Annotated in this window: 19 protein-coding genes; 10 read left to right on the forward strand and 9 right to left on the reverse strand. The window is 65.6% G+C overall.

The window, feature by feature from the left end; genetic code table 11:
• The first annotated feature begins 1 nt into the window (after position 1).
• From ctaD to LG299_RS00680, 3 genes are read left to right on the forward strand one after another with little or no spacing between them, the layout of a single operon-like run.
• Positions 2 to 1,765, forward strand: coding sequence for a cytochrome c oxidase subunit I (ctaD, locus tag LG299_RS00670; RefSeq protein WP_404432535.1), 1,764 nt, complete (start codon positions 2 to 4; stop codon positions 1,763 to 1,765).
• Positions 1,766 to 2,230 (forward strand): cytochrome c oxidase subunit 4, encoded by a 465-nt coding sequence (locus LG299_RS00675; RefSeq protein ID WP_404432537.1) that lies wholly within the window; start codon positions 1,766 to 1,768, stop codon positions 2,228 to 2,230.
• A gap of 12 nt (positions 2,231 to 2,242) precedes the next feature.
• Positions 2,243 to 3,028: a PP2C family protein-serine/threonine phosphatase gene (locus LG299_RS00680; RefSeq protein WP_404432539.1), complete on the forward strand. Its 786-nt coding sequence runs from the start codon at positions 2,243 to 2,245 to the stop codon at positions 3,026 to 3,028.
• A 21-nt stretch (positions 3,029 to 3,049) separates the two neighbouring features.
• Here LG299_RS00680 and LG299_RS00685 read toward each other — a convergent pair whose 3' ends face one another.
• From LG299_RS00685 to LG299_RS00705, 5 genes are all read right to left on the reverse strand, one after another.
• Positions 3,050 to 3,454, reverse strand: coding sequence for a rhodanese-like domain-containing protein (locus tag LG299_RS00685; protein WP_404432541.1), 405 nt, complete (start codon positions 3,452 to 3,454; stop codon positions 3,050 to 3,052).
• A gap of 73 nt (positions 3,455 to 3,527) precedes the next feature.
• On the reverse strand, positions 3,528 to 5,351 hold the full coding sequence (locus LG299_RS00690; protein WP_404432543.1) for a cytochrome bc complex cytochrome b subunit: 1,824 nt from the start codon (positions 5,349 to 5,351) through the stop codon (positions 3,528 to 3,530).
• Entirely contained in the window at positions 5,348 to 6,427 is a 1,080-nt protein-coding gene (locus LG299_RS00695; RefSeq protein ID WP_404432545.1) for a Rieske 2Fe-2S domain-containing protein, read from the reverse strand. Before LG299_RS00695 ends, LG299_RS00690 begins: the two co-directional genes overlap by 4 nt.
• Positions 6,428 to 6,465: 38 nt before the next feature.
• On the reverse strand, positions 6,466 to 7,293 hold the full coding sequence (locus tag LG299_RS00700; RefSeq protein ID WP_404432547.1) for a c-type cytochrome: 828 nt from the start codon (positions 7,291 to 7,293) through the stop codon (positions 6,466 to 6,468).
• Between the two features lie 20 nt (positions 7,294 to 7,313).
• Positions 7,314 to 7,913 carry a heme-copper oxidase subunit III gene (locus LG299_RS00705; RefSeq protein WP_404432549.1) on the reverse strand — a complete coding sequence of 200 codons (600 nt, stop codon included), beginning with the start codon at positions 7,911 to 7,913 and terminating at the stop codon, positions 7,314 to 7,316.
• Positions 7,914 to 8,130: 217 nt separating this feature from the next.
• Between LG299_RS00705 and trpD the strand changes: the two genes are divergently transcribed.
• From trpD to LG299_RS00720, 3 genes are read left to right on the forward strand one after another with little or no spacing between them, the layout of a single operon-like run.
• Positions 8,131 to 9,225 carry an anthranilate phosphoribosyltransferase gene (trpD, locus tag LG299_RS00710; protein ID WP_404432551.1) on the forward strand — a complete coding sequence of 365 codons (1,095 nt, stop codon included), beginning with the start codon at positions 8,131 to 8,133 and terminating at the stop codon, positions 9,223 to 9,225.
• A complete protein-coding gene (locus LG299_RS00715; RefSeq protein ID WP_404432553.1) occupies positions 9,222 to 9,737 on the forward strand; it encodes an aromatic ring-opening dioxygenase LigA in 516 nt (171 codons plus the stop codon). The genes trpD and LG299_RS00715 overlap by 4 nt, the downstream gene beginning before the upstream one ends.
• A gap of 22 nt (positions 9,738 to 9,759) precedes the next feature.
• The gene (locus LG299_RS00720; RefSeq protein ID WP_404432555.1) at positions 9,760 to 10,749 is read left to right on the forward strand and encodes a PHP domain-containing protein; all 990 of its coding nucleotides are present in this window, start codon (positions 9,760 to 9,762) and stop codon (positions 10,747 to 10,749) included.
• Between the two features lie 3 nt (positions 10,750 to 10,752).
• Here the strand turns inward: LG299_RS00720 and LG299_RS00725 are convergent, their stop codons facing one another.
• The 4 genes from LG299_RS00725 to LG299_RS00740 form a co-directional block, all read right to left on the reverse strand.
• Positions 10,753 to 11,682, reverse strand: a complete 930-nt coding sequence (locus LG299_RS00725) for a 5'-3' exonuclease H3TH domain-containing protein (protein ID WP_404432557.1) — start codon at positions 11,680 to 11,682, stop codon at positions 10,753 to 10,755.
• A gap of 49 nt (positions 11,683 to 11,731) precedes the next feature.
• Positions 11,732 to 12,379 carry a hypothetical protein gene (locus tag LG299_RS00730; protein WP_404432559.1) on the reverse strand — a complete coding sequence of 216 codons (648 nt, stop codon included), beginning with the start codon at positions 12,377 to 12,379 and terminating at the stop codon, positions 11,732 to 11,734.
• Positions 12,380 to 12,507: 128 nt separating this feature from the next.
• Positions 12,508 to 13,044, reverse strand: coding sequence for a hypothetical protein (locus LG299_RS00735; RefSeq protein WP_404432561.1), 537 nt, complete (start codon positions 13,042 to 13,044; stop codon positions 12,508 to 12,510).
• 56 nt (positions 13,045 to 13,100) lie between these two features.
• A complete protein-coding gene (locus tag LG299_RS00740) occupies positions 13,101 to 14,132 on the reverse strand; it encodes a serine hydrolase domain-containing protein (RefSeq protein ID WP_404432563.1) in 1,032 nt (343 codons plus the stop codon).
• Between the two features lie 66 nt (positions 14,133 to 14,198).
• Here LG299_RS00740 and LG299_RS00745 point away from each other — a divergent pair, with 66 nt between their 5' ends.
• The 4 genes from LG299_RS00745 to LG299_RS00760 all read left to right on the forward strand — a co-directional run bounded on the left by LG299_RS00745 (position 14,199) and on the right by LG299_RS00760 (position 19,673).
• Positions 14,199 to 17,174, forward strand: a complete 2,976-nt coding sequence (locus tag LG299_RS00745) for a DEAD/DEAH box helicase family protein (RefSeq protein WP_404432565.1) — start codon at positions 14,199 to 14,201, stop codon at positions 17,172 to 17,174.
• A gap of 72 nt (positions 17,175 to 17,246) precedes the next feature.
• Positions 17,247 to 17,918, forward strand: a complete 672-nt coding sequence (locus tag LG299_RS00750; RefSeq protein ID WP_404432567.1) for a hypothetical protein — start codon at positions 17,247 to 17,249, stop codon at positions 17,916 to 17,918.
• A 30-nt stretch (positions 17,919 to 17,948) separates the two neighbouring features.
• Positions 17,949 to 18,998 (forward strand): zinc-dependent alcohol dehydrogenase family protein, encoded by a 1,050-nt coding sequence (locus tag LG299_RS00755; RefSeq protein ID WP_404432569.1) that lies wholly within the window; start codon positions 17,949 to 17,951, stop codon positions 18,996 to 18,998.
• A gap of 27 nt (positions 18,999 to 19,025) precedes the next feature.
• On the forward strand, positions 19,026 to 19,673 hold the full coding sequence (locus LG299_RS00760) for an SDR family oxidoreductase (protein ID WP_404432571.1): 648 nt from the start codon (positions 19,026 to 19,028) through the stop codon (positions 19,671 to 19,673).
• Positions 19,674 to 19,696 lie beyond the last annotated feature (23 nt).

Below are 19,696 nucleotides of genomic sequence, written 5' to 3' on the forward strand. Positions count from 1 at the left end.
CATGGCGACGAGTCTTCCGTTCGAAGAGGTTCCCCCGCGGCGCCCCACGACGATGCCGCCCCGTCAGGCGGCTCTGCTCAGTGCGTCGCGCGTCGACCAGAAGGGCAACATCATCGTCAAGTGGATCACCTCCACTGACCACAAGACGATCGGGTACATGTACCTGATCGCATCGGTGATCTTCTTCATGCTGGGCGGCGTGATGGCGCTGATCATCCGCGCCGAACTGTTCGAGCCCGGAATGCAGATCATTCCCACGAAAGAGCAGTACAACCAACTGTTCACGATGCACGGCACGATCATGCTGCTGATGTTCGCGACACCGCTGTTCGCCGGTTTCGCCAACGCGATCCTGCCGTTGCAGATCGGCGCACCGGACGTCGCGTTCCCGCGTCTGAACGCCTTCGCTTTCTGGCTGTTCCTGTTCGGATCGACCATCGCCGTCGCCGGCTTCCTCACCCCGCAGGGTGCCGCCGCGTTCGGTTGGTTCGCGTATCAGCCCCTCGCCTCCGCGACGTTCTCGCCCGGAGTCGGTGGCAACCTCTGGATGCTCGGGCTGGGCATGAGCGGTTTCGGAACCATCCTCGGAGCGGTGAACTTCATCACCACGATCATCACGATGCGCGCGCCCGGAATGACCATGTGGCGCATGCCGATCTTCTCGTGGAACACTTTGGTCACCAGCATCCTCGTCCTGATGGCGTTCCCGGTGCTCGCCGCGGCGATCCTCGCTGCTGCCGCCGACCGCGTGCTCGGTGCGCACATCTACGATGCGGCCAATGGTGGTGTGTTGCTCTGGCAACACTTGTTCTGGTTCTTCGGTCACCCCGAGGTGTACATCATCGCGTTGCCGTTCTTCGGCATCATCTCTGAGATCCTGCCGGTGTTCAGCCGCAAGCCGATCTTCGGCTACAAGACGCTGGTCTACGCGACGATCGCCATCGCCGCTCTCTCGGTCGCTGTGTGGGCTCACCACATGTACGTCACCGGCGCTGTGCTCCTGCCGTTCTTCGCCTTCATGACGATGCTGATCGCGGTGCCTACGGGTGTGAAGATCTTCAACTGGATCGGCACGATGTGGCGCGGGTCTGTCACGTTCGAAACACCGATGGTGTTCTCGCTCGGCTTCCTCGTCTCGTTCGTCTTCGGTGGCCTCACCGGTGTGATCCTCGCGTCGCCGCCCTTGGACTTCCACCTTTCCGACTCGTACTTCGTCGTCGCGCACTTCCACTACGTCGTGTTCGGCACCGTCGTGTTCGCGATGTTCGCCGGCTTCTACTTCTGGTGGCCCAAGTGGACCGGCCGGATGCTCAACGAGCGCCTCGGCATGGTGCACTTCTGGATGCTTTTCATCGGCTTCCACATGACCTTCCTCATCCAGCACTGGCTGGGCGTGGATGGCATGGTGCGTCGCTACGCTGACTACTCGGGCGCAGATGGCTGGACGTGGCAGAACCAGGTCTCAACGATCGGTGCCATTCTCTTGGGTGCCTCGATGATCCCGTTCCTGTTCAACGTTTGGATCACCGCTCGCAAGGCGCCGATGGTGACCGTGAACGACCCTTGGGGTTATGGTGCTTCGCTCGAGTGGGCGACCTCCTGCCCGCCGCCGCGTCACAACTTCACCTCGATTCCCCGCATCCGCAGCGAGCGGCCCGCGTTCGACCTGAACCACCCCGAAGCCGGAATCCCGGTCGGTGTGGGTCCGGCGAAGGATGCTCCCGATGCTCCGGTTGTCGACCTCGCCGAAGGAAAGGTGAAGTAGATGCGGACCAATACGGGTCTGTGGTGGCTCCTGACAGGGTTCTTCCTTCTGGTGGCTGTGATCTACACCGGCTGGAACATGATCGCGCATTGGGAGACCTTCGCGTCCCCTGATCTGACCTGGTGGGAGACCTTCACGCTCTCGATCGAGTGGGTCGGCAGCATCGCGCTCCTGTTCACGGCACTCATGGGTGCCCTCATCGCGTTCTACATCGGACGCGTGCACAAGGCGCAGCAGGGCGAGCTGCCCGAAGACATTCTCACGGCAGACATCGACGACGGCGACCCCGAGATCGGTGAGTTCAGCCCGTGGTCGTGGTGGCCGATCGTGCTCGCGTTCTCGGCGGCGATCGCCATTCTCGGACTCGCCGTCGGTACCTGGATGTTCCCCATCGGAATGGCGATCTTCGTCGTCGCCATTGTGGGCTGGGTCTACGAGTACTACCGCGGCTACTTCGCCCGCTGATCTGCACATCGCGTGCTGATCTCGTTGCGCAGTGCCGGCGTCTCCGACATCGGCAACCATCGCTCTACGAATCAGGACTCGGCGTTCACTGCGCCCTGGGGCGCGGCGGTCGCTGACGGCGTCGGAGGCGGTCCTGCCGGTGACCTCGCGTCAGCCGCGCTGACTCATCGCCTGGTCTCGGGGTTGCGCGCGCCGCTGACGGCCACGCAGCTGCTCACGCGGTTACGGGAGGCGAACTGGGACCTGCGCGCGCACGTACTGCGCGATCGCTCGCTCGAAGGTATGGCCACCACCTTCACCGGCATCTTCGTCACTCCCGCTACGCAGCTCGTGCTCGCACACACAGGAGATTCGCGGGCCTACCGGCTGCGGGCTGGATCCCTGACGCGTCAGACGCGCGACGACTCGTTCGTTCAGGCGCTCGTTGATCGTGGACTCATGTCGGCCGACGAGGCCGCCAGCCATCCGCAGCGCAACGTCATCACCGCGTCCCTTCACGGCGGGGAAGACGACATCATGTCCATCGTCGAGTTGGATGCGCGCCCCGGCGATCGCTGGCTGCTCTGTAGTGACGGTGTCAGCGACTTTGTGCCCGAGCCCGAGTTGACGGCTCTCATGTCCGGAGGGAGCCCCTCAGCGGCCGCCTCGGCGATGGTGCACCTCGCACTCGAGTTGGGTTCGCGTGACAACGTCACTGCTGTGGTGTGCGACGTGACAGAAGGCGAGACGAGCGCCTCCGACACATGGTTCTACGGCGCCGCGGCGACGAGATTCAACGAGCGACTCGAAACGGCCTGATCGTCTCTAGATTGTTCGTCTCTATCTGACGACCATGACCTGAGGGTCAAAGACGCGGGGGAGCGATCCCTTGTCGTTTTCGGTCGGCTGACCCTCGCGGACCCAGTACTCGTAGCCGCCGATCATCTCTTTCACGGTGTATCCGAGTGAAGCGAACTCGACCGCAGCCTTCGCGCCGGCATTGCAACCGGGGCTCCAGCAGTAAACGACGACGGGGGTGGTCAGCCCGATCTCATGCGGCCCGCGCTCGGCGATCTGACGGTACGGCATGTGGATCGCGCCGGTGATTCGGCCCTGTGCCCACGCATCGTCCCCGCGGGCGTCGATGAGGACGAAGTCGTCACCGGCCTTCTGCGCGGCATAGACGTCAGAAGCATCCGTCTCGTGGCGAAGTTTGGCGGAGAAGTAGGTGAGCGCGTCGGTCATGAGGCCACGCTACGACAAACGACTGGCGCCCCTCGAGATGAGGAGCGCCAGTCGTGGACGATTTTCTGCCGAGCTAGTCCTTCTTCGGCTTCTTCTTCGCCTTGGGGTCGGGCGCGTCGTCGGGGATGATCACGTTCGAGGGCCGCACAGCGGTCTCGGAGTTGTGGCCATCGTCGATGGGCACGTGCGGAGCATCCGGTACACCTGCGCGCTCGTGCGCACCCTGGATTTCGGCATCCTCCGACTCAGCCATCTGCTCGAGAGCGTGGTGCTGATGCGCGGTGGCTTCGTCGAGTTCGGTCTGCGTGACCGGCGTGAGGCGGTCCTCGAAGAACGAGCGCGAGATGACGGCGCGGATGTTCTCATGCCACGGGATACGACCCTTCGCGTTGGGGCGAACCACCAGCGGAGCGTAGGTTTCGTAGTCGACCAGCTTGAAGCGGTCGTACTCGTCGACCGGCTGGTGCACCTCGATGAACTCGCCACCCGGGAGGCGCACGATGCGACCGGACTCGTAACCGTGCAGAGCGATCTCGCGGTCCTTCTTCTGAAGGGCGATGCAGATGCGCTTGGTGACGAAGTACGCCACCACCGGGCCGACGAACAGGAGCGCCTGGAGGGAGTGTATGACGCCCTCCATCGTGATCCAGAAGTGCGTGGCGATGATGTCGGAGGATGCCGCGGCCCACAGGACCGCGTAGAAGGTGACGCCCGCTGCACCGACGGCGGTGCGGGTGGCGGCGTTGCGGGGACGCTGGGCGATGTGGTGCTCGCGCTTGTCGCCCGTGATCCACGCTTCGAGGAAGGGGTAGAGCATCGCGGTGACGATGAAGATACCCAGCCCCACCAGCGGCACGAGGATGTTGAACGACCAGGTCCGGTCGAGGAAGACGAACTCCCATCCCGGCGGAATCAGTCGCAACGCGCCGTCAGCAAAACCGATGTACCAGTCAGGCTGAGTTCCGGCAGAAACCGGAGACGGGTCGTAGGGTCCGTAGTTCCAGATCGGGTTGATCGTGAACAACGACGCGATCAGCACGATGACACCGAAGGTGATGAAGAAGAATCCACCCATCTTCGTCATGTAGATCGGCATCATCGGGTAGCCCACGACGTTGCTGTTGGTGCGCGCGGGGCCCGCGAACTGGGTGTGCTTGTTGATCACCATGAGCATCAGGTGGAGCACGAGCAGGCCGACGAGGATCGCGGGGAGCAACAGGATGTGCAGGGTGTAGAGGCGTCCCACGATATCGGTGCCGGGGAACTCGCCACCGAACAGCAGGAATGAGATCCAGGTCCCCACGAGGGGGATGCCCTTGACCATTCCGTCGATGATGCGGAGGCCGTTACCCGAGAGCAGGTCGTCGGGAAGCGAGTAGCCGGTGAAGCCCTCACCCATTGCGAGGATGAAGAGGATGAAGCCGATCACCCAGTTCAGCTCACGCGGCTTGCGGAATGCTCCGGTGAAGAAGATGCGCAGCATGTGTACGCCGATGCCGGCGATGAAGACGAGCGCAGCCCAGTGGTGCATCTGGCGAACGAGCAGACCACCGCGGATATCGAACGAGATCCGGAGGCTGGATTCCATTGCGGCAGACATTGGGATGCCGCGCATCGGTGCCCATGCGCCGTAATAGTGGGTCTCGACCATCGACGCCTGGAAGAAGAACGTGAGGAACGTTCCCGACAAGAGCACGACGACGAAGCTCCACAGGGCGATCTCGCCGAGCATGAACGACCAGTGGTCGGGGAAGATCTTTCGTCCGAGTTCCTTCACGAACCCCGACAGGCTGGTGCGCTCGTCGATGTAGTTGGCCGTGGCCGCGACGAACCGGCCGCCGAGCGGCTTGTCGTTGGCGGAGGCGTCAGCTTCAGGCGTGACGGTTGCGGTACTCAATGGCGCTCCCAGAAGCTCGGGCCGACGGGCTCGGTGAAGTCACTGCGTGCGATGAGGTAGCCCTCATCGTCAACGGTGATGGGCAGCTGCGGCAGCGGACGAGCCGCGGGGCCGAAGATGACCTTTGCGCCCTCGGTCACATCGAACTGCGACTGGTGGCACGGGCAGAGGAGGTGGTGCGTCTGCTGCTCGTACAGAGCGACAGGGCAACCGACATGTGTGCAGACCTTCGAGTACGCGACGATGCCGTTGTACGACCAGTCGGCGCGATCTTCGGTCTCTTTCAGCTGCTCGGGGAGGAGCCGCATGAGCAGCACGATCGCCTTTGCCTTCTCTTCGAGGTAGCCATCGTGGTGGCTGAGCTCGGCGAGGGGCTCGGGAATCACATGCACGGCCGAACCCAGCGTGAGATCTGCGGCGCGGATCGGGGTGCCCTCGGGATCGTGGGCGAGACGCATCCCTTCCTTCCACATGGTGTGGCTGAGGAGAAAAACCGGATCGCCGGCGTGCGGGTGATCGGGCGAGCTCTCGGGAGCGAGCCCACGGAAGAGCGTGAGGCCCGGGATGATCGACGCCGCAAGAGCGGCGAAAAGGGAATTGCGGATGACGGTGCGTCGTCCGAAGCCGGACTCTTCGTTGGCGTCACGGAACGCCTGAACGGATGCCTCGCGAGTGGAGTCCTTGCCGCGTGTCGCGTGACGAGGCTCGATGTGCTCCTTGTCGGACATGATCGCTTTGGTCCAGTGGATCGCGCCGATGCCGATGGCAAGGAGAGCGAGACCGATACCCAGTCCGATGAACAGGTTGTTGTTGCGGATGTCGATGATCCGCCCGCTCTCGATCGGGAAGAGCATGTAGGCGGCGACCGCCCAGATGCTCGCTGCGACGGAGAGGTAGAAGAGCGTGTAGACCGTGCGCACCGCGCGCTTCATCGCGGCGGGATCCTTGTCGGTCATCCGCTCGCGATGCGGCGGCAGCTCCGGGTTGCGCACCGGGTCGGTGACCGCGACGGCGAGCCCCGGGGAAGGCTTCCAGGAAGCCCTCTCGTGCTCGAGCGCGTCATCCTCGTGTGCCATGCTGCTCCTCGTTTAGTTCTGCGTGTCTGCGTCGGCGATCAGTTGGACTTCGCGGCAATCCACACGGAGATGCCGATCAGCGACCCGATGCCGAAGATCCAGATGAAAAGGCCCTCTGAGACAGGACCGAGCGAACCGAGCGAGAAACCGCCGGGGGACTCGTTCTCTTGAAGGAAAAGAAGGGCCGAAATGATATCGCGCTTGTCTTCGACGGTCAGCGTCAGGTCGTTGAAGACCGGCATGTTCTGCGGGCCCGTCACCATCGCGGCATACATGTGCAGCGCGCTGGTGTTCTGCAGGCCCGGGGCGTACTTGCCCTCGGTCAGTGCGCCACCGGCGGCTGCCACGTTGTGGCACATCGCGCAGTTGATGCGGAACAGTTCGGCACCGCGAGACACGTCGCCTCGACCGTCGAGCGTCTCTTCGGACGGGTAGGTGGGGCCGGGTGCCATGGACTGCACGTAGGCGGCCATCGCCTTGATCTGCTCTTCGGTGAACTGCACCGGCTTCTGCGGGGCCTGCGGGCCCTGCATCTGCAGCGGCATACGACCGGTCGCTACCTGGAACTCGACCGAAAGTTCGCCGACGCCGAAGAGCGACGGGCCGTCTTCGCTGCCCTGCAGGTCAAGACCGTGGCAGGTCGCGCAGTTCGCCTGGAAGAGCTTCTTGCCGTCTTCGACCGTCAGGGCCGAAACGACCTGTGTGTCGGAGGTGGCGGCCATCGCGGCCGAAGCGCCCGCGTACGCGGCGCCGGTGACGAGGAGTCCGATCCCGATCAGCGCGGCCGCAGCCCAGGGACTGCGGCGACCATGCTTGCTGGCCTGCGACTTCTCGAGGGGCGAGCGGCGCTTTTTCTCTCGTGCCATGGGGTTTTTCAGCTCCGCTCTTATTTCAAGAAATAGATGACCGCGAACAGTGCGATCCAGACGACGTCGACGAAGTGCCAGTAGTACGAGACGACGATCGATGAGGTCATCTCCTTGCGACCGAAGTTCTTCACCGCGTACGCGCGGCCGATCACGAGGAGGAAGGCGATGAGACCGCCGGTCACGTGTAGGGCGTGGAAGCCGGTCGTGAGGTAGAAGGCCGAGGCGTAAGCATCCGCACTGATGGGCATGCCTTCAGCGACGAGCGTCGCGTACTCCCAGACCTGACCGGAGACGAAGATCGCACCGAGGGCGAAGGTCAGCCAGAACCACTCGACCATTCCCCAGCCGAGCCATCCACGTTTCTTGGTGGAGTACGGCTGGAAGCGCTCGGCTGCGAAGACACCCATTTGGCAGGTGACCGAAGAGAGCACGAGGATCACGGTGTTCACGAACGCGTAGGGCACGTTGAGCAGTTCGGTGCGCTCGGCCCAGAGTTCGGGGGAGGTGCTGCGAAGGGTGAAGTAGATCGCGAAAAGGCCCGCGAAGAACATCACCTCGCTGCCAAGCCACACGATCGTTCCAACGGCGACCGGATCCGGTCGCTTCACGGACCGCATCGCCTGAGAGTAAGTCGCTGTGGTGGTCGTCACCCCTTCATTATTGCCGAACTTCAGGCCGGTGTTTCGCATCCTGGTGGATCCATTTGCTCGAATTCGAACTTAGGCATACCTAAGAACAGCCCGGGAGTGTGCCGCGAATATGCGATTCACCCGCTGTGAGCCCCGAAGTCACGCGGTGTGCCGTCGCGCGGACACGTCGATAGGCTCTTGACCCATGGTTGATCTGTACTCGTGGCCCGACATTCTTTCGACACTTTTGGAGCGTCGCGACCTCAGTGTGTCGGAATCGACATGGGCTATGCGGCAGGTCATGTCCGGTTCGGCAACCCCCTCGCAATTGGCGGGATTCCTGATCGCCTTGCGCGCGAAGGGCGAGACGGTCGACGAAATCGTGGGATTCCGCGATGCGATCCTCGAGGCGGCTCTTCCGTTGCCGGTGAATCCGGCGGTGCTTGACATCGTCGGCACGGGTGGCGACCGCTTCGGCACGGTGAATGTGTCCACCATGGCGGCGATCGTGGCCGCCGCATCCGGAGTTCCCGTCGTCAAACACGGCAACAAGGCCGCGAGTTCGTCATCCGGATCTTCGGATGTGCTCAGTGCCCTCGGGATCGACCTCACTCTCTCGCCCGAAGCCGTTGCCGAGACGCTCGACAAGGCGGGCATCACGTTCGCCTTCGCTTCGGCTTTCCACCCGGGATTCCGGCACGCCGGGGCAACGCGCGCCGAACTCGGGGTGCCGACGGTCTTCAACTTCCTCGGCCCGCTCTGCAACCCCGCGCGCGCCGAGGCGAACGCGGTGGGTGTCGCGCATCTCGATCGCGTCCCGCTCATCACCGGCGTCTTCCGGACGCGCGGCGCGACAGCGCTCGTCTTCCGCGGCGACGACGGTCTCGACGAGCTGACCACGACGGGGCACAGCAGGCTGTGGGAGGTCAGCCGTGGTGACATCCACGAGCACGACCTCGACCCGCGTGATCTCGGGATCCCGCTCGCACAGATCAGCGATCTGCTCGGTGGCGAGCCCGCAGACAACGCGCTCGTCGTTCATCGCGTGTTGAACGGTGAAGCGGGGCCGGTCCGCGACATCGTGTTGCTGAATGCCGCCGCCGGCATCGTCGCCTACCGCCTGTTCCAGGATGCCGCTCAGGCGCAGAGGCCGATTCTGGACCGTCTCGCCGAAGCACGCGACTCCGCGGCCGATGCGGTGGATTCGGGCGCGGCAGCCTCGACGCTGGCCCGATGGGTCGAGGCGACGCAGTCGGCCACTATCGGCGGCGCGCGGCGCGGGGATAGCGTGAAGCCATGACCGATCAGATCAGCTCCGCAGAGACCACCGACACCGCTGCCACTGTCGAACCACCCGCGCGCTCGCTCGGTGGGGTGAAGATCGTCGGAATCCTCGGCGTCCTCGCTGGCATTCTGTTGATCGTCGTCGGCGTCGTGGTCTGGATCGTCGTCTCGATGCAGTTGCGCGCTGAGAACATCACGATCCCCGACGACGCGATGGCGTTCCAGGGCCAGTACGTGCAGGGGCCTTTCACCGCCTACGTACAGGCCGACATCATCCAGCACCACGCGCTGGAGGCGTCGGGCGGGAAGACCTACGCCGAACTACCGATGGACGACCCGATCCGCGGGACGATGATGAACGCCTCATTCCTGCGCGCCTCGCTCTTCACTTCGGTGGTGTCGTTCGGCGTCGCCGCATTCGCGATGGGCATGGGCATCCTGTCGATCATGTTCGGCTGGGCGCTGCACCGCCTGGCCACGGCACCCGTCGTGATCAAGCGCTCGACAATCGCGGCCGCGTCGGAGTGACGCGCGGACGAGCGGCACAGCGGTGAATCCGCACGACGCGCTGAGTGAGATCGCCACGCTTCTCGAGCGTGAGCGGTCGTCACGGTACAAATCGAAGGCCTTTCGTGCAGCCGCGGACGCTATCGAGGGGCTCTCAGACGAACAGTTGCGGGATGCCGCGTCCCTTCGGCGCCGCAAAGGAATCGGCGATTCGACCTTCGGCGTGATCCAGGAGGCTCTCGCCGGCGAGGTGCCGGTGTACCTGGTCGACCTGCGGGAGCGCGCGGGAGTGGAGCGGTCATCGGCGCTGCGACGGCTCCTGCGCGGCGACCTGCACAGTCACAGCGACTGGTCGGATGGCCTCACTTCGATCGATCTGATGGTCGAGGCCGCTCGCGTGCTCGGGCACGAGTACCTGGCGTTGACCGATCACTCGCCACGGCTTCGTGTCGCGAACGGTCTCTCGCCCGAGCGCCTGCGGACGCAGCTCGAGGTCGTCTCGGGCATGAGCGGTGGCGGGTTCACGCTGCTGTCGGGCATCGAGGTCGACATCCTGGACGGCGGAGAGCTCGACCAGGAGCCCGATCTGCTCGACGAGCTCGACATCGTCGTGGCCTCGGCGCACTCGAAGCTGCGGATGGAGCGGGGTCCGATGACGCGCCGTCTCGTGCGGGCGGTGTCGAACCCGAGGGTCGACGTCCTGGGTCACGTCACCGGGCGCCTCGTCGAGGGTGCGCGCGGAACAAGACCGCCGTCGACCTTGGACGCCCCAGCGGTCTTCGCCGCGTGCGCCGCGAACGGTGTGGCGGTCGAGATCAACTCACGGCCCGAACGCCAGGATCCGCCGGACGAGCTCATCCAGATCGCGTTGGACGAGGGATGCCTCTTCTCGATCGACTCCGATGCTCACGCGCCGGGCCAACTTTCGCTTCTGGACTATGGGGCCGAGCGCGCGGAGCGTGCGGGTGTCCCCGCCGAGCGCATTGTGACGACCTGGCCGCTGGACAGGCTCAGGGAGTGGACGCGGCGCTGACGGTCATGCGCCGGTGTGATCGAGTGCCGTGACGATGCGGTCCATCGCGGTACCGAGTGACCAGCGCTCGGCGAGGGCTGCTGCATCCGCCCTCTGCTGCGCGTCGAGAGGGCGCAACAGTGAGTCGACGGCAGGCAGATCGAGGGTGCGCACGACTTCTACGACCGTCGGCGCGACCGCGAGATAGGGAAGACCGGTGTTGAGTTTGGCGCGGATTCCGGCTGACATCCCCTCGCCCGTTTCGGCTGCGGCAAGAATGCCCGCCAGATCGCCGTGGGTGGCGAGCAGCCCGGCCGCGGTCTTCTCGCCGATTCCGGCGACACCCGGTAGACCGTCGGACGAGTCGCCACGCATCGTGGCGAAGTCGGCGTATTGGCTGGGGAGCACCCCGTACCTGGCGACAACCGACGCGTCGGTCAACACTTCGAGATTGCTCATCCCGCGTGCGGTGTAGACCACCCGCACGTCGTGCTCGTCGTCGATGAGCTGGAAGAGATCGCGGTCGCCTGTCACGATGTCGACCGGCATGCTCGCTCCCGTCGCGAGAGTGCCGATGACGTCATCTGCCTCGTGCTCGGCGGCTCCGACGATCTGGATGCCGAGCGCTGCGAGCGCTTCACGGATCACGGGCACCTGAACCTCGAGGGGGTCAGGCACGACCTCGACGTCGGGGCCAACGGCCACGACCTCGGCAACGCGGTGGGTCTTGTACGTCGGGATGAGGTCGACGCGCCACTGCGGTCGCCAGTCGTCGTCCCAACAGGCGACGAGGTGCGTGGGCTCGTAGAGCGTGACCAGCTTGGTGATGATGTCGAGGAACCCCCGTACCGCGTTCACGGGCGTGCCGTCCGGGGCTCGCACGGTGTCGGGCACGCCGTAGAACGCGCGGAAGTACAGCGAGGCGCTGTCGAGCAGCATCAACCGGTCAGCCATGCCGCCATCCTGGCATGTGGTGCCGACGCGAGTGGGTCGATCCGTTCCGTCAGCACCCGGGACCGGTGGGGTTTTCGGCGCATGTGGCGTTCACGAGCGCGGTCGAGGCTTCGAGTACCCGGATGTCATAGCCACCGCCGGACGCCGTGACGTAGCCGGCGACGGGACGCCAGCCGTTGCCGAAGTCGACAGCCGGCACGAACTGCACGGACGCGTTCACCCGATACGTGCCGCGCTCGCCGTAGACGTGGCTGGTTGCGGTCGGGGTGAACTGCGCCTGCCCGAGCCTTGTCCACGAGGCGCCGCCGGTCTGGCTGCGCGCCGTCGTGCCGTCGCCGTGGTCGAACACGAAGCCCGCGGGCACAAAGCGCACGCGGACGTCATAGCCGAAGATGGTGCCGGGAATGATCTGTTCGGATGCCTCGACGACCAGGTTCGTCGGAAGCCCGGCGATGCCGAAACCCGCCGGCTCACCACCGACCGTCGGCCCCGCGGGGCGGAACGATGCCAGATCAGCGAGGGTCACGTCGGGAATCGTGGCGACCTCGTACCCACCGCGGCACCCGACGACTCCGCATACTTCCGGCGCGGGTGCAGGCGCGGGCACGGGGCGACCACCGCCACCACCCGAACCACTCTCCGGCCGCGAGTTCGATCCGCCGCCGCCCGGCACGGTCATGCCCGCCGTGACGTCCACCTGGGACCCGTTGTTTGCAAAGTCACAGGTCCAACCAGTCGAGCTACAGGGTTTCTCGGTTGCAGAAGCTTCGTCGACGTTTAGGGCCAACACGCCGAATACAATCCCGCACACGGCAATTCCGCGCGTCAGTCGCATTCGGGGGAACCTTGCCGGCTCTCAAAAGTCGTGATGGCGAACCCGGTTGCCGACGAGGGAACTGTCACCAGCGAAACGAGCATGCTTTGCGTGTCCGGTCGGTCGGCGCTAACCATTGAGATTCCGTCAGCATCCGTTAGCGTCACCTGCGACACGTCGAGGCAAATCGCCAGTGTGATGAGGCGTTCGGCGTTGCTCCACTCGACCGGCTCGACGAGGCTCGCCCTGCTGTCACCCGCTACAACCCATTCATCTGCGTGCATCTGTGAGAAAGTCGCCCGGAATTCCGCGTTGGCTTCCCCGGTCGTCAACGCGAACACCGGCTCAAACGTGGCAGGGTCGCTGAGGTCCACCTGATTCAAAGCATCAACGTACGCGCGGTAGGTCTCTTCTGCAGCGGCAAACGCCTGTGCTTCGCTCGTAAAGAGCGGCGTCGGCTCTGCCGGATCGGTCGGGGTGCTGCATCCGACCAGCGCACTCGCCACGAGCGCGGCGACGGCGAATGCTCCGGCGAGACGAGTGATCACGCCCCTACGGTAGCCGCGCCCGTCTGAACGCTCTCTGACTTATCCACAGAGCGTGCCTACGCGCTCGCCGCGAGAAAGCGATTGTGTGCGCCGATGACCTTCCAGGCACCCTCCGGAGTGTTGGAGATCACCGTCGACGTCAGGCGTGTCCCGGGGTCGAACCTCGTCCATGCCGAGACGCCCGCGTCGTACCCCATGAGCTGTACGCCCGGGCCGTCGAGGTCGAGATAGAACCCGATGCCGTAGCGGAGGTCTTCGGATTCGTCGAAGCTGCGTGGTGTGATCATCAGATCACGGGTCGCAGCATCCACAATCCGTCCGTCAGCGAACGCGCGCCAGAACTGCGACAGTTCTGCGGTGGTCGAGAAGGCGCCGCCGTCGCCGTTGCCGCGCACGGGCAGGTGCAGAACGTTGGTCCGCAGCGAGGTCGGGTCCTCGTGGAGGTATCCGAGCGCGCAATCACCCGGCAGTTCGTCGAGCCGCAGATAGCCCGTCCGGGTCAGACCGGCGGGGGTGAAGACACGTTCGTCAATGAGTTCGTGAAAAGAGCGACCGCTTGCTCGCTCGGCGATCAGGGCAAGAACCATGAAGCCACCGTTGTTGTAGCTGAATGTCTCGCCCGGGGCGGACTTCTGCGCATGCCCGTCGAGCATCGGCAGAAACGCTTCCGTGGCCGAGAGTTCGTGCACGGGCACCGTGAGCACGTAGTCGTCGACATCCCAATCGTCTTCTTCATCGAGGTAGTCGCCGATTCCCGACGTGTGGGTCATGAGGTGTTCCACGGTCACCGCGTCATCGATCAACGGCAGGTCGTGATTCAGGATGCTGCGCACCGGCGTGTCCCAGCGCAGCACGCCGTCCGTCACGAGCGAAGCGACGGCGAGCGCCGTGAACCCCTTCGACATGCTCGCGAGAGCGAACCTCGTGTCGGTGGTGTTCGGGATTTCGTGCGCGCGATCTGCGAATCCGTACGCCCTGGCGAAGACGACGTCGCCATCGATGTCAAGCGAGACGGCACCGCTCATTCCTTCGAGTCTCGCGGCCTGGTCGAGGGCAGAAGCCAGCCCTTCAGTATCAAGGGTGTTCATGTCGCCACCGTAGAACGAAGGTCAGCTCAGATCCACCCCTTCCCGCGGCTTCCGTACACTGTCGGGATGCCGAACTCGTCGACGCTGCCGGCGAATGGCCCGCTCTCCTCCTGGCGGTTCCGGGGTGACTTGCGGCACTATCAGGCCGATGTCTTGGAACGCGTCGATGTTGAGGCGGGTCCGTTGCACATCGTCGCACCTCCAGGGTCTGGCAAGACGCTGCTCGGGTTGGTCTTGGCCGCTCGACGGGGGAGCCGCACGCTCGTGCTCGCTCCCACGCTGACGATCCGAAGTCAGTGGGCCCGAACGGCCGAGTCGCTCGTGCCGACAAGCGCGGCGCAGAACGATGTGGTTCCATCGGTGTCTGAGAGCTCCGACCTCCTCGGGGACCTCACCGTGGCGACATATCAGGCGCTCAGCGTGCTGCAGTCCGACAACCTACTCTCTGCCGTCGCCGCGCAACGCTGGCTCAGCGAACTGGAGTCCGACGGTCGAACTCCAGAAGCCGCAAGGGAGTGGCTCGATTCGCTCCGCGAAACCAACCCGGCCGCGTTTCGCTCCGGCGTTGCCCGCCGCTCCCGCACGCTGAGACGTCACTTGGCGAGGGAGGACCCCGACGTTCTCGCGTCGGCACTGCATCCGAATGCCCTCGCGCTCATCGACCGCCTGGTGACACACGGTGTCGAAACGATCGTGCTCGACGAGTGCCACCACCTGCTCGACCACTGGGCGCTGGTCGTCGCGACGCTGGTCGGCCGCATTCGCTCCGCGGGCCGTGAGCCGCTGCTCATCGGTCTGACCGCGACGCTCCCGTCACCCGACGACGCGAGTGAGTACGACAACTACATGTCGCTGCTCGGCACGGTCGACTACGAGGTGCCCATCCCTGCGGTGGTGCGCGAAGGCAACCTCGCGCCGTATCGCGATCTCGTGCGGTTCGTCGAGCCCACTGCCGAAGAGCTCGCGTTTCTCGAGGGGCAGGCCACGGGGCTCGCCGTGCTCGTGCGTCTCACGTTCGCGAACGACGCCGGGGTCGGGTTTCTCGGCTCTGCACTCCAGCCCGCGCTCGCGCAGCCCGAGCCCCGCACCGATCTCGAACCTCCGCCCGCGGCGGTGTCAGAGGACGACGAGATCGACGCTCGGCTCGCGATGGCGTTCGCCGCCGACTTCGCAGGGTGCGAGGCTGTCGCGGCCATGTTGGCGACGGTGTCGCCTCAGCATCCGCTCGTGGAGAGGCTACCCGCCGTGGCGAGACGCCCCCCGACCACGGATGAGATGTTGCGCGTGCTTGCCCGCTACTGCCTTGACGCGGTGTTGCCAGACCCGTTGTTGAAGCAACAGTGGGAGCGGATTCGTCGCACGCTGGCTGACTTCGGCTACGCGCTCACGGATCGCGGTGTGCGGCGCACGCGCGACCCGATCGACACGATGCTCGCATCGTCTCTCGCGAAGGATCGTGCCGCGTGCGACATCCTCCGGCTCGAACGCGGCCAACTCGGCACGGATCGGTTGCGTGCGCTCGTCGTCACAGACTTCGCCGAACACGGAAACAAGCACGGCGGGCTCGTGGCCGCGGCGGGTGCTTTGCGCACGTTCGAGGTCATCGCGACGGATGCCGCGACCCGGGGCCTGCGCGCGATTCTGGTCACCGGAGGCACAGCGCGGATCGCGGCCCGTGACGCCGAGGTGCTGATCCCCGCGCTGATGAGCGTGATGGGAGTGCCGGTGGCAGCGTCGCCCCGCGCCGAGGCATCCGCCGTATGCGAGTTGTACGCATCTGGTGCGCACGCCTCCACGTTTGTCGAAGCGGCGTCGGCGCTGCTGACATCGGGCACGATCCAGGTCGTCGTCGGCACACGCGGGCTGTTCGGCGAAGGGTGGGACTGCCCGGCCGTGAACACCCTGATCGATCTCACGGCGGTGGCCACGGCATCCGCCACTCAACAATTACGCGGACGCACCCTGCGGCTGGACCCGCAGTGGCCTGAGAAGGTTGCGCACAATTGGAGTGTGACGGCACTCTTGCCGCCCGACTTTCCGCTGAGCGCGGCGCCTGATGCTCGCCGACTGTGGCGCAAGCACGCGCGGCTGTGGGGACTGGACCGCGACGAGCCGATGCGCATCGTGCGAGGCGTCGGAACCGTCATGGGCGCTGCGCAGCGCGTCGCGCTGGAGGCGGTCGTCCGCGCAGACGCATCATCGTCTGTGACAGCTCTGGACGAACTGACCGAGACGCCGGCGCGGGCGATCACCCGTGATCAGTGGCGGATCGGGGAACCCTATGTCGACACCGAGAGTGTGAGTGCACTCGTTGCTCGACGCTCGCCTGCGGCTCCGATGTTCCGCACGAGCCGGCCGGTCAGCGAGACACTCGCGATGACCCTGGGAGGGATGGGCGCCGCGGCTGCGGGTGCCATCGCGCTGGCTGCGCTCGCCGGACCGACCTCGGCGGTCATCGTCGGCGTGGTGCTCATCGGCGGTCTGCTCTGGCTGGGCGCGCCGCTGTTGGCGACCTACCGCCGCACCCGAGCGCACTCGGCACGCTTCGTCGAGACGCACGCTCGCATCGCAGCTGTTCTCTGGGAGTCGTTACGACGGGCGGGTCAGGTCTCAGATCGCCCGGCGCCAGTGATGGTGGTCGCTGAAGAGCCCGCGAGCGAAGGTCGCCTGTGGGTGAGCGTCACGTGCCCGGATGCCTCTGCCACCGATCAACGCACGCTCGCGGCCGCGCTGAGCGAGCTGTTCGGGCCGGTCCGCACTCCACGGTTCTTGATTGAGACGGGGCGCGGCGGGCGCACGCGGCTCGAACGAGTGGTCCTGCGCACGCGAGGTGCGCAGGGGTCCGAGCACTTCTTGTCGGTGCCGAGTGCGGTGGGGCGGAAGGCGGCGGATGCTGCCGCCTTCGCCGCGAGTTGGGAACGCGAAATCGGCCCGTGCATTCTCCGTGCGCTCGATCACCCCGACGGCCTCGCGCTCGTCGCGCGTGCGCGCCGGGGCACGGATAAGGATGCCGTCCCGATGCTCCGCGAGCAATGGCACTGACTGTTTCGCCTATGACCTCGACCGGGCGGGTGTAGCTTCATCCACAGCGAGAGGGGTTCCATGGCGCGTCGCATGGCAGACACGGAGTACAAGCGCTTGGCCGAGTCGCGTCTCGACGAGCTGCAGATCCTCCCCGTCAACGACCTCGCCACGCGCCTGCAGCGTGGTCGCACGGCCGACGAGTGGCCGCCCTACGTGTCGGCCGAACACGACCTCGAGAAAGCACGGATCATCACGTTGATTCCGCGCCCCGAACCGCGACCGAGGCTCAAGGTCGGGTCGGGGATGTTCTCGTTCGAGGACGATCATCCCTCCGCCGAGCGGATGTCGCTCGTCTTCGAAGCGGTTGATCTGAGCGCCCGACACATCATGCCCTGGCACGCGTATCCGTGGCGCGATGCCGGACGCCACACCCATGAGCAGTTGGATGCGGGCGCCAAACCACTGATTGAACTCATCGGCCTCCTCCCGCGCGTGAAAGCCATCGTCGCCCACGGTGAAGAAGCGCAGTACGTCGCGGGACGCCTGTCGTCGCCCGATCTCGCCCGCACCCTGCTGCGGGATCGCGGCATCCACGTCTTCGCCGCGCGGTCGACCAGCCCGTCCGCGTGGGCGCTCGACGACGACGCGACGGCAGCCGCGCTGCGGACGATGCGCGAGGTGTACCGCCAGGCGATGGTGCACGTGAAGTTGAAGCCGCGCGAAGAGAGCGGCAGGCGAAGGCGCCGCACGTCGGCGAAGTGACGGTGGGGCACAGCGGCGTACGCTCGAATCATGCTCGCTACCGTCATTCATGCCCCTCGCGATATCCGCGTCGAAGAGGTTCCCGATCCCGTGCTCTCGACCGGCGCTGACGCCATCGTGCGGGTTGTCGCCGCGTGCGTCTGCGGCTCCGACCTCTGGCCGTATCGCGGCGTCACTCCCACGGATGAACCGCACCGCATCGGCCACGAATTCGTCGGCATCGTCGAAGCCGTGGGTGCGGATGTTCGCGAGGTCGCACGCGGCGACTTCGTGATCGCACCGTTCTATGTGTGCGACGGCACCTGTGCGAACTGCCAGAACGGCGTGAGCACGTCCTGCCTCAACGGCGGGTGGTGGGGGAGCGAGGTGCACGACGTTGGCTTCGCCGACGGCGGCCAGGGCGAACGCGTCCGCGTTCCGCTCGCGGACGGCACGTTGGCCGTCGTGCCAGGTCCGGTGGCGGATGCTGAGATCCCGGGCCTGCTCACACTCAGTGATGTCATGGGCACCGGTCATCACGCCGCGATCTCGGCCGGAGTCTCGGCAGGCGATTCGGTCGCGGTGGTCGGTGACGGCGCGGTCGGTCTCTGCGCGATCATCGCTGCGAAGCGCCTCGGTGCCACGACGATCATCGCCATGTCACGCCATCCCGAGCGTCAGGCGCTCGCCGAGCGGTTCGGGGCCACCCACATCGTCGCCGAGCGGGGCAAAGAGGGCATCGATCGTGTTCGTGAACTGACCGGCGGGATCGGCGCCGATCGAGTGCTCGAGTGCGTCGGCACGAAGGAATCGATGGATCAGGCTCTGCGATCCGCGCGCCCGGGTGGGATGGTCGGCTACGTCGGGGTGCCCAACGGGGGACCAGAACTGCCGGTGCGGCAGATGTTCGGCCGCAACGTCGGCGTAAACGGGGGAGTCGCCCCCGTGCGCGGCTACATCGCCGAACTACTGCCGGATGTGCGATCGGGCGCGATCGAGCCGGGCCTCGTCTTCGACCTCGAACTGCCATTGGCCGAGGCTGCGGAGGCCTACGCCGCGATGGACGAGCGCCGCGCGATCAAAGTTCTTCTTCGCCCATAGGCTGGAATTTTCCCACCAAGGAGTCTCATGTCACGCGTTCTCGTCATCGGCGGCCACGGCAAGGTCGCTCTCCTGCTCGCGCCTCTTCTGGCCGCCCGTGGGGATCAGGTCTCCGCTGTAATCCGCAACCCCGACCACGCTGGTGACGTGCGTGCGGCGGGCGCTGACCCCGTCGTGAGCGACATCGAGGCACTGGACGTCGACGCTCTCGCCGACCTCATCTCGGGGCACGATGCCGTTGTGTGGTCGGCCGGCGCCGGTGGGGGGAGTCGGGAGCGGACGTATGCGGTCGACCGCGATGCGGCGATGCGTTCGATGGATGCTTCGGCCAAAGCCGGTGTGAACCGCTACGTGATGGTGTCGTACTTCGGTGCGGGGCCTGACCACGGTGTGCCCGAGGACAACTCGTTCTTCGCCTACGCCGATGCGAAGTCGGCCGCCGACGCCTATCTGAGCACTACGGACCTGGAATGGACGATCCTGCAGCCGAGCGCCCTCACCCTCGACCCGCCCACCGGACGCATCGACGTGCACGCGGCGGAGTCGGGCAGCGTGAGCCGGGCCGACGTCGCTGCGGTGATCGCTGCCGCGCTCACCGCCTCCTCCACTGCGGGGCGCAGTATCCGCTTCAATTCTGGCGATGTGCCGATCAGCGACGCCGTCGCAGGGCACTAGCGCGCGCCCGACGGGGCATCCGC

The organism is Microbacterium lacus, from assembly GCF_044794305.1.
GTDB lineage: Bacteria > Actinomycetota > Actinomycetes > Actinomycetales > Microbacteriaceae > Microbacterium > Microbacterium lacus_B.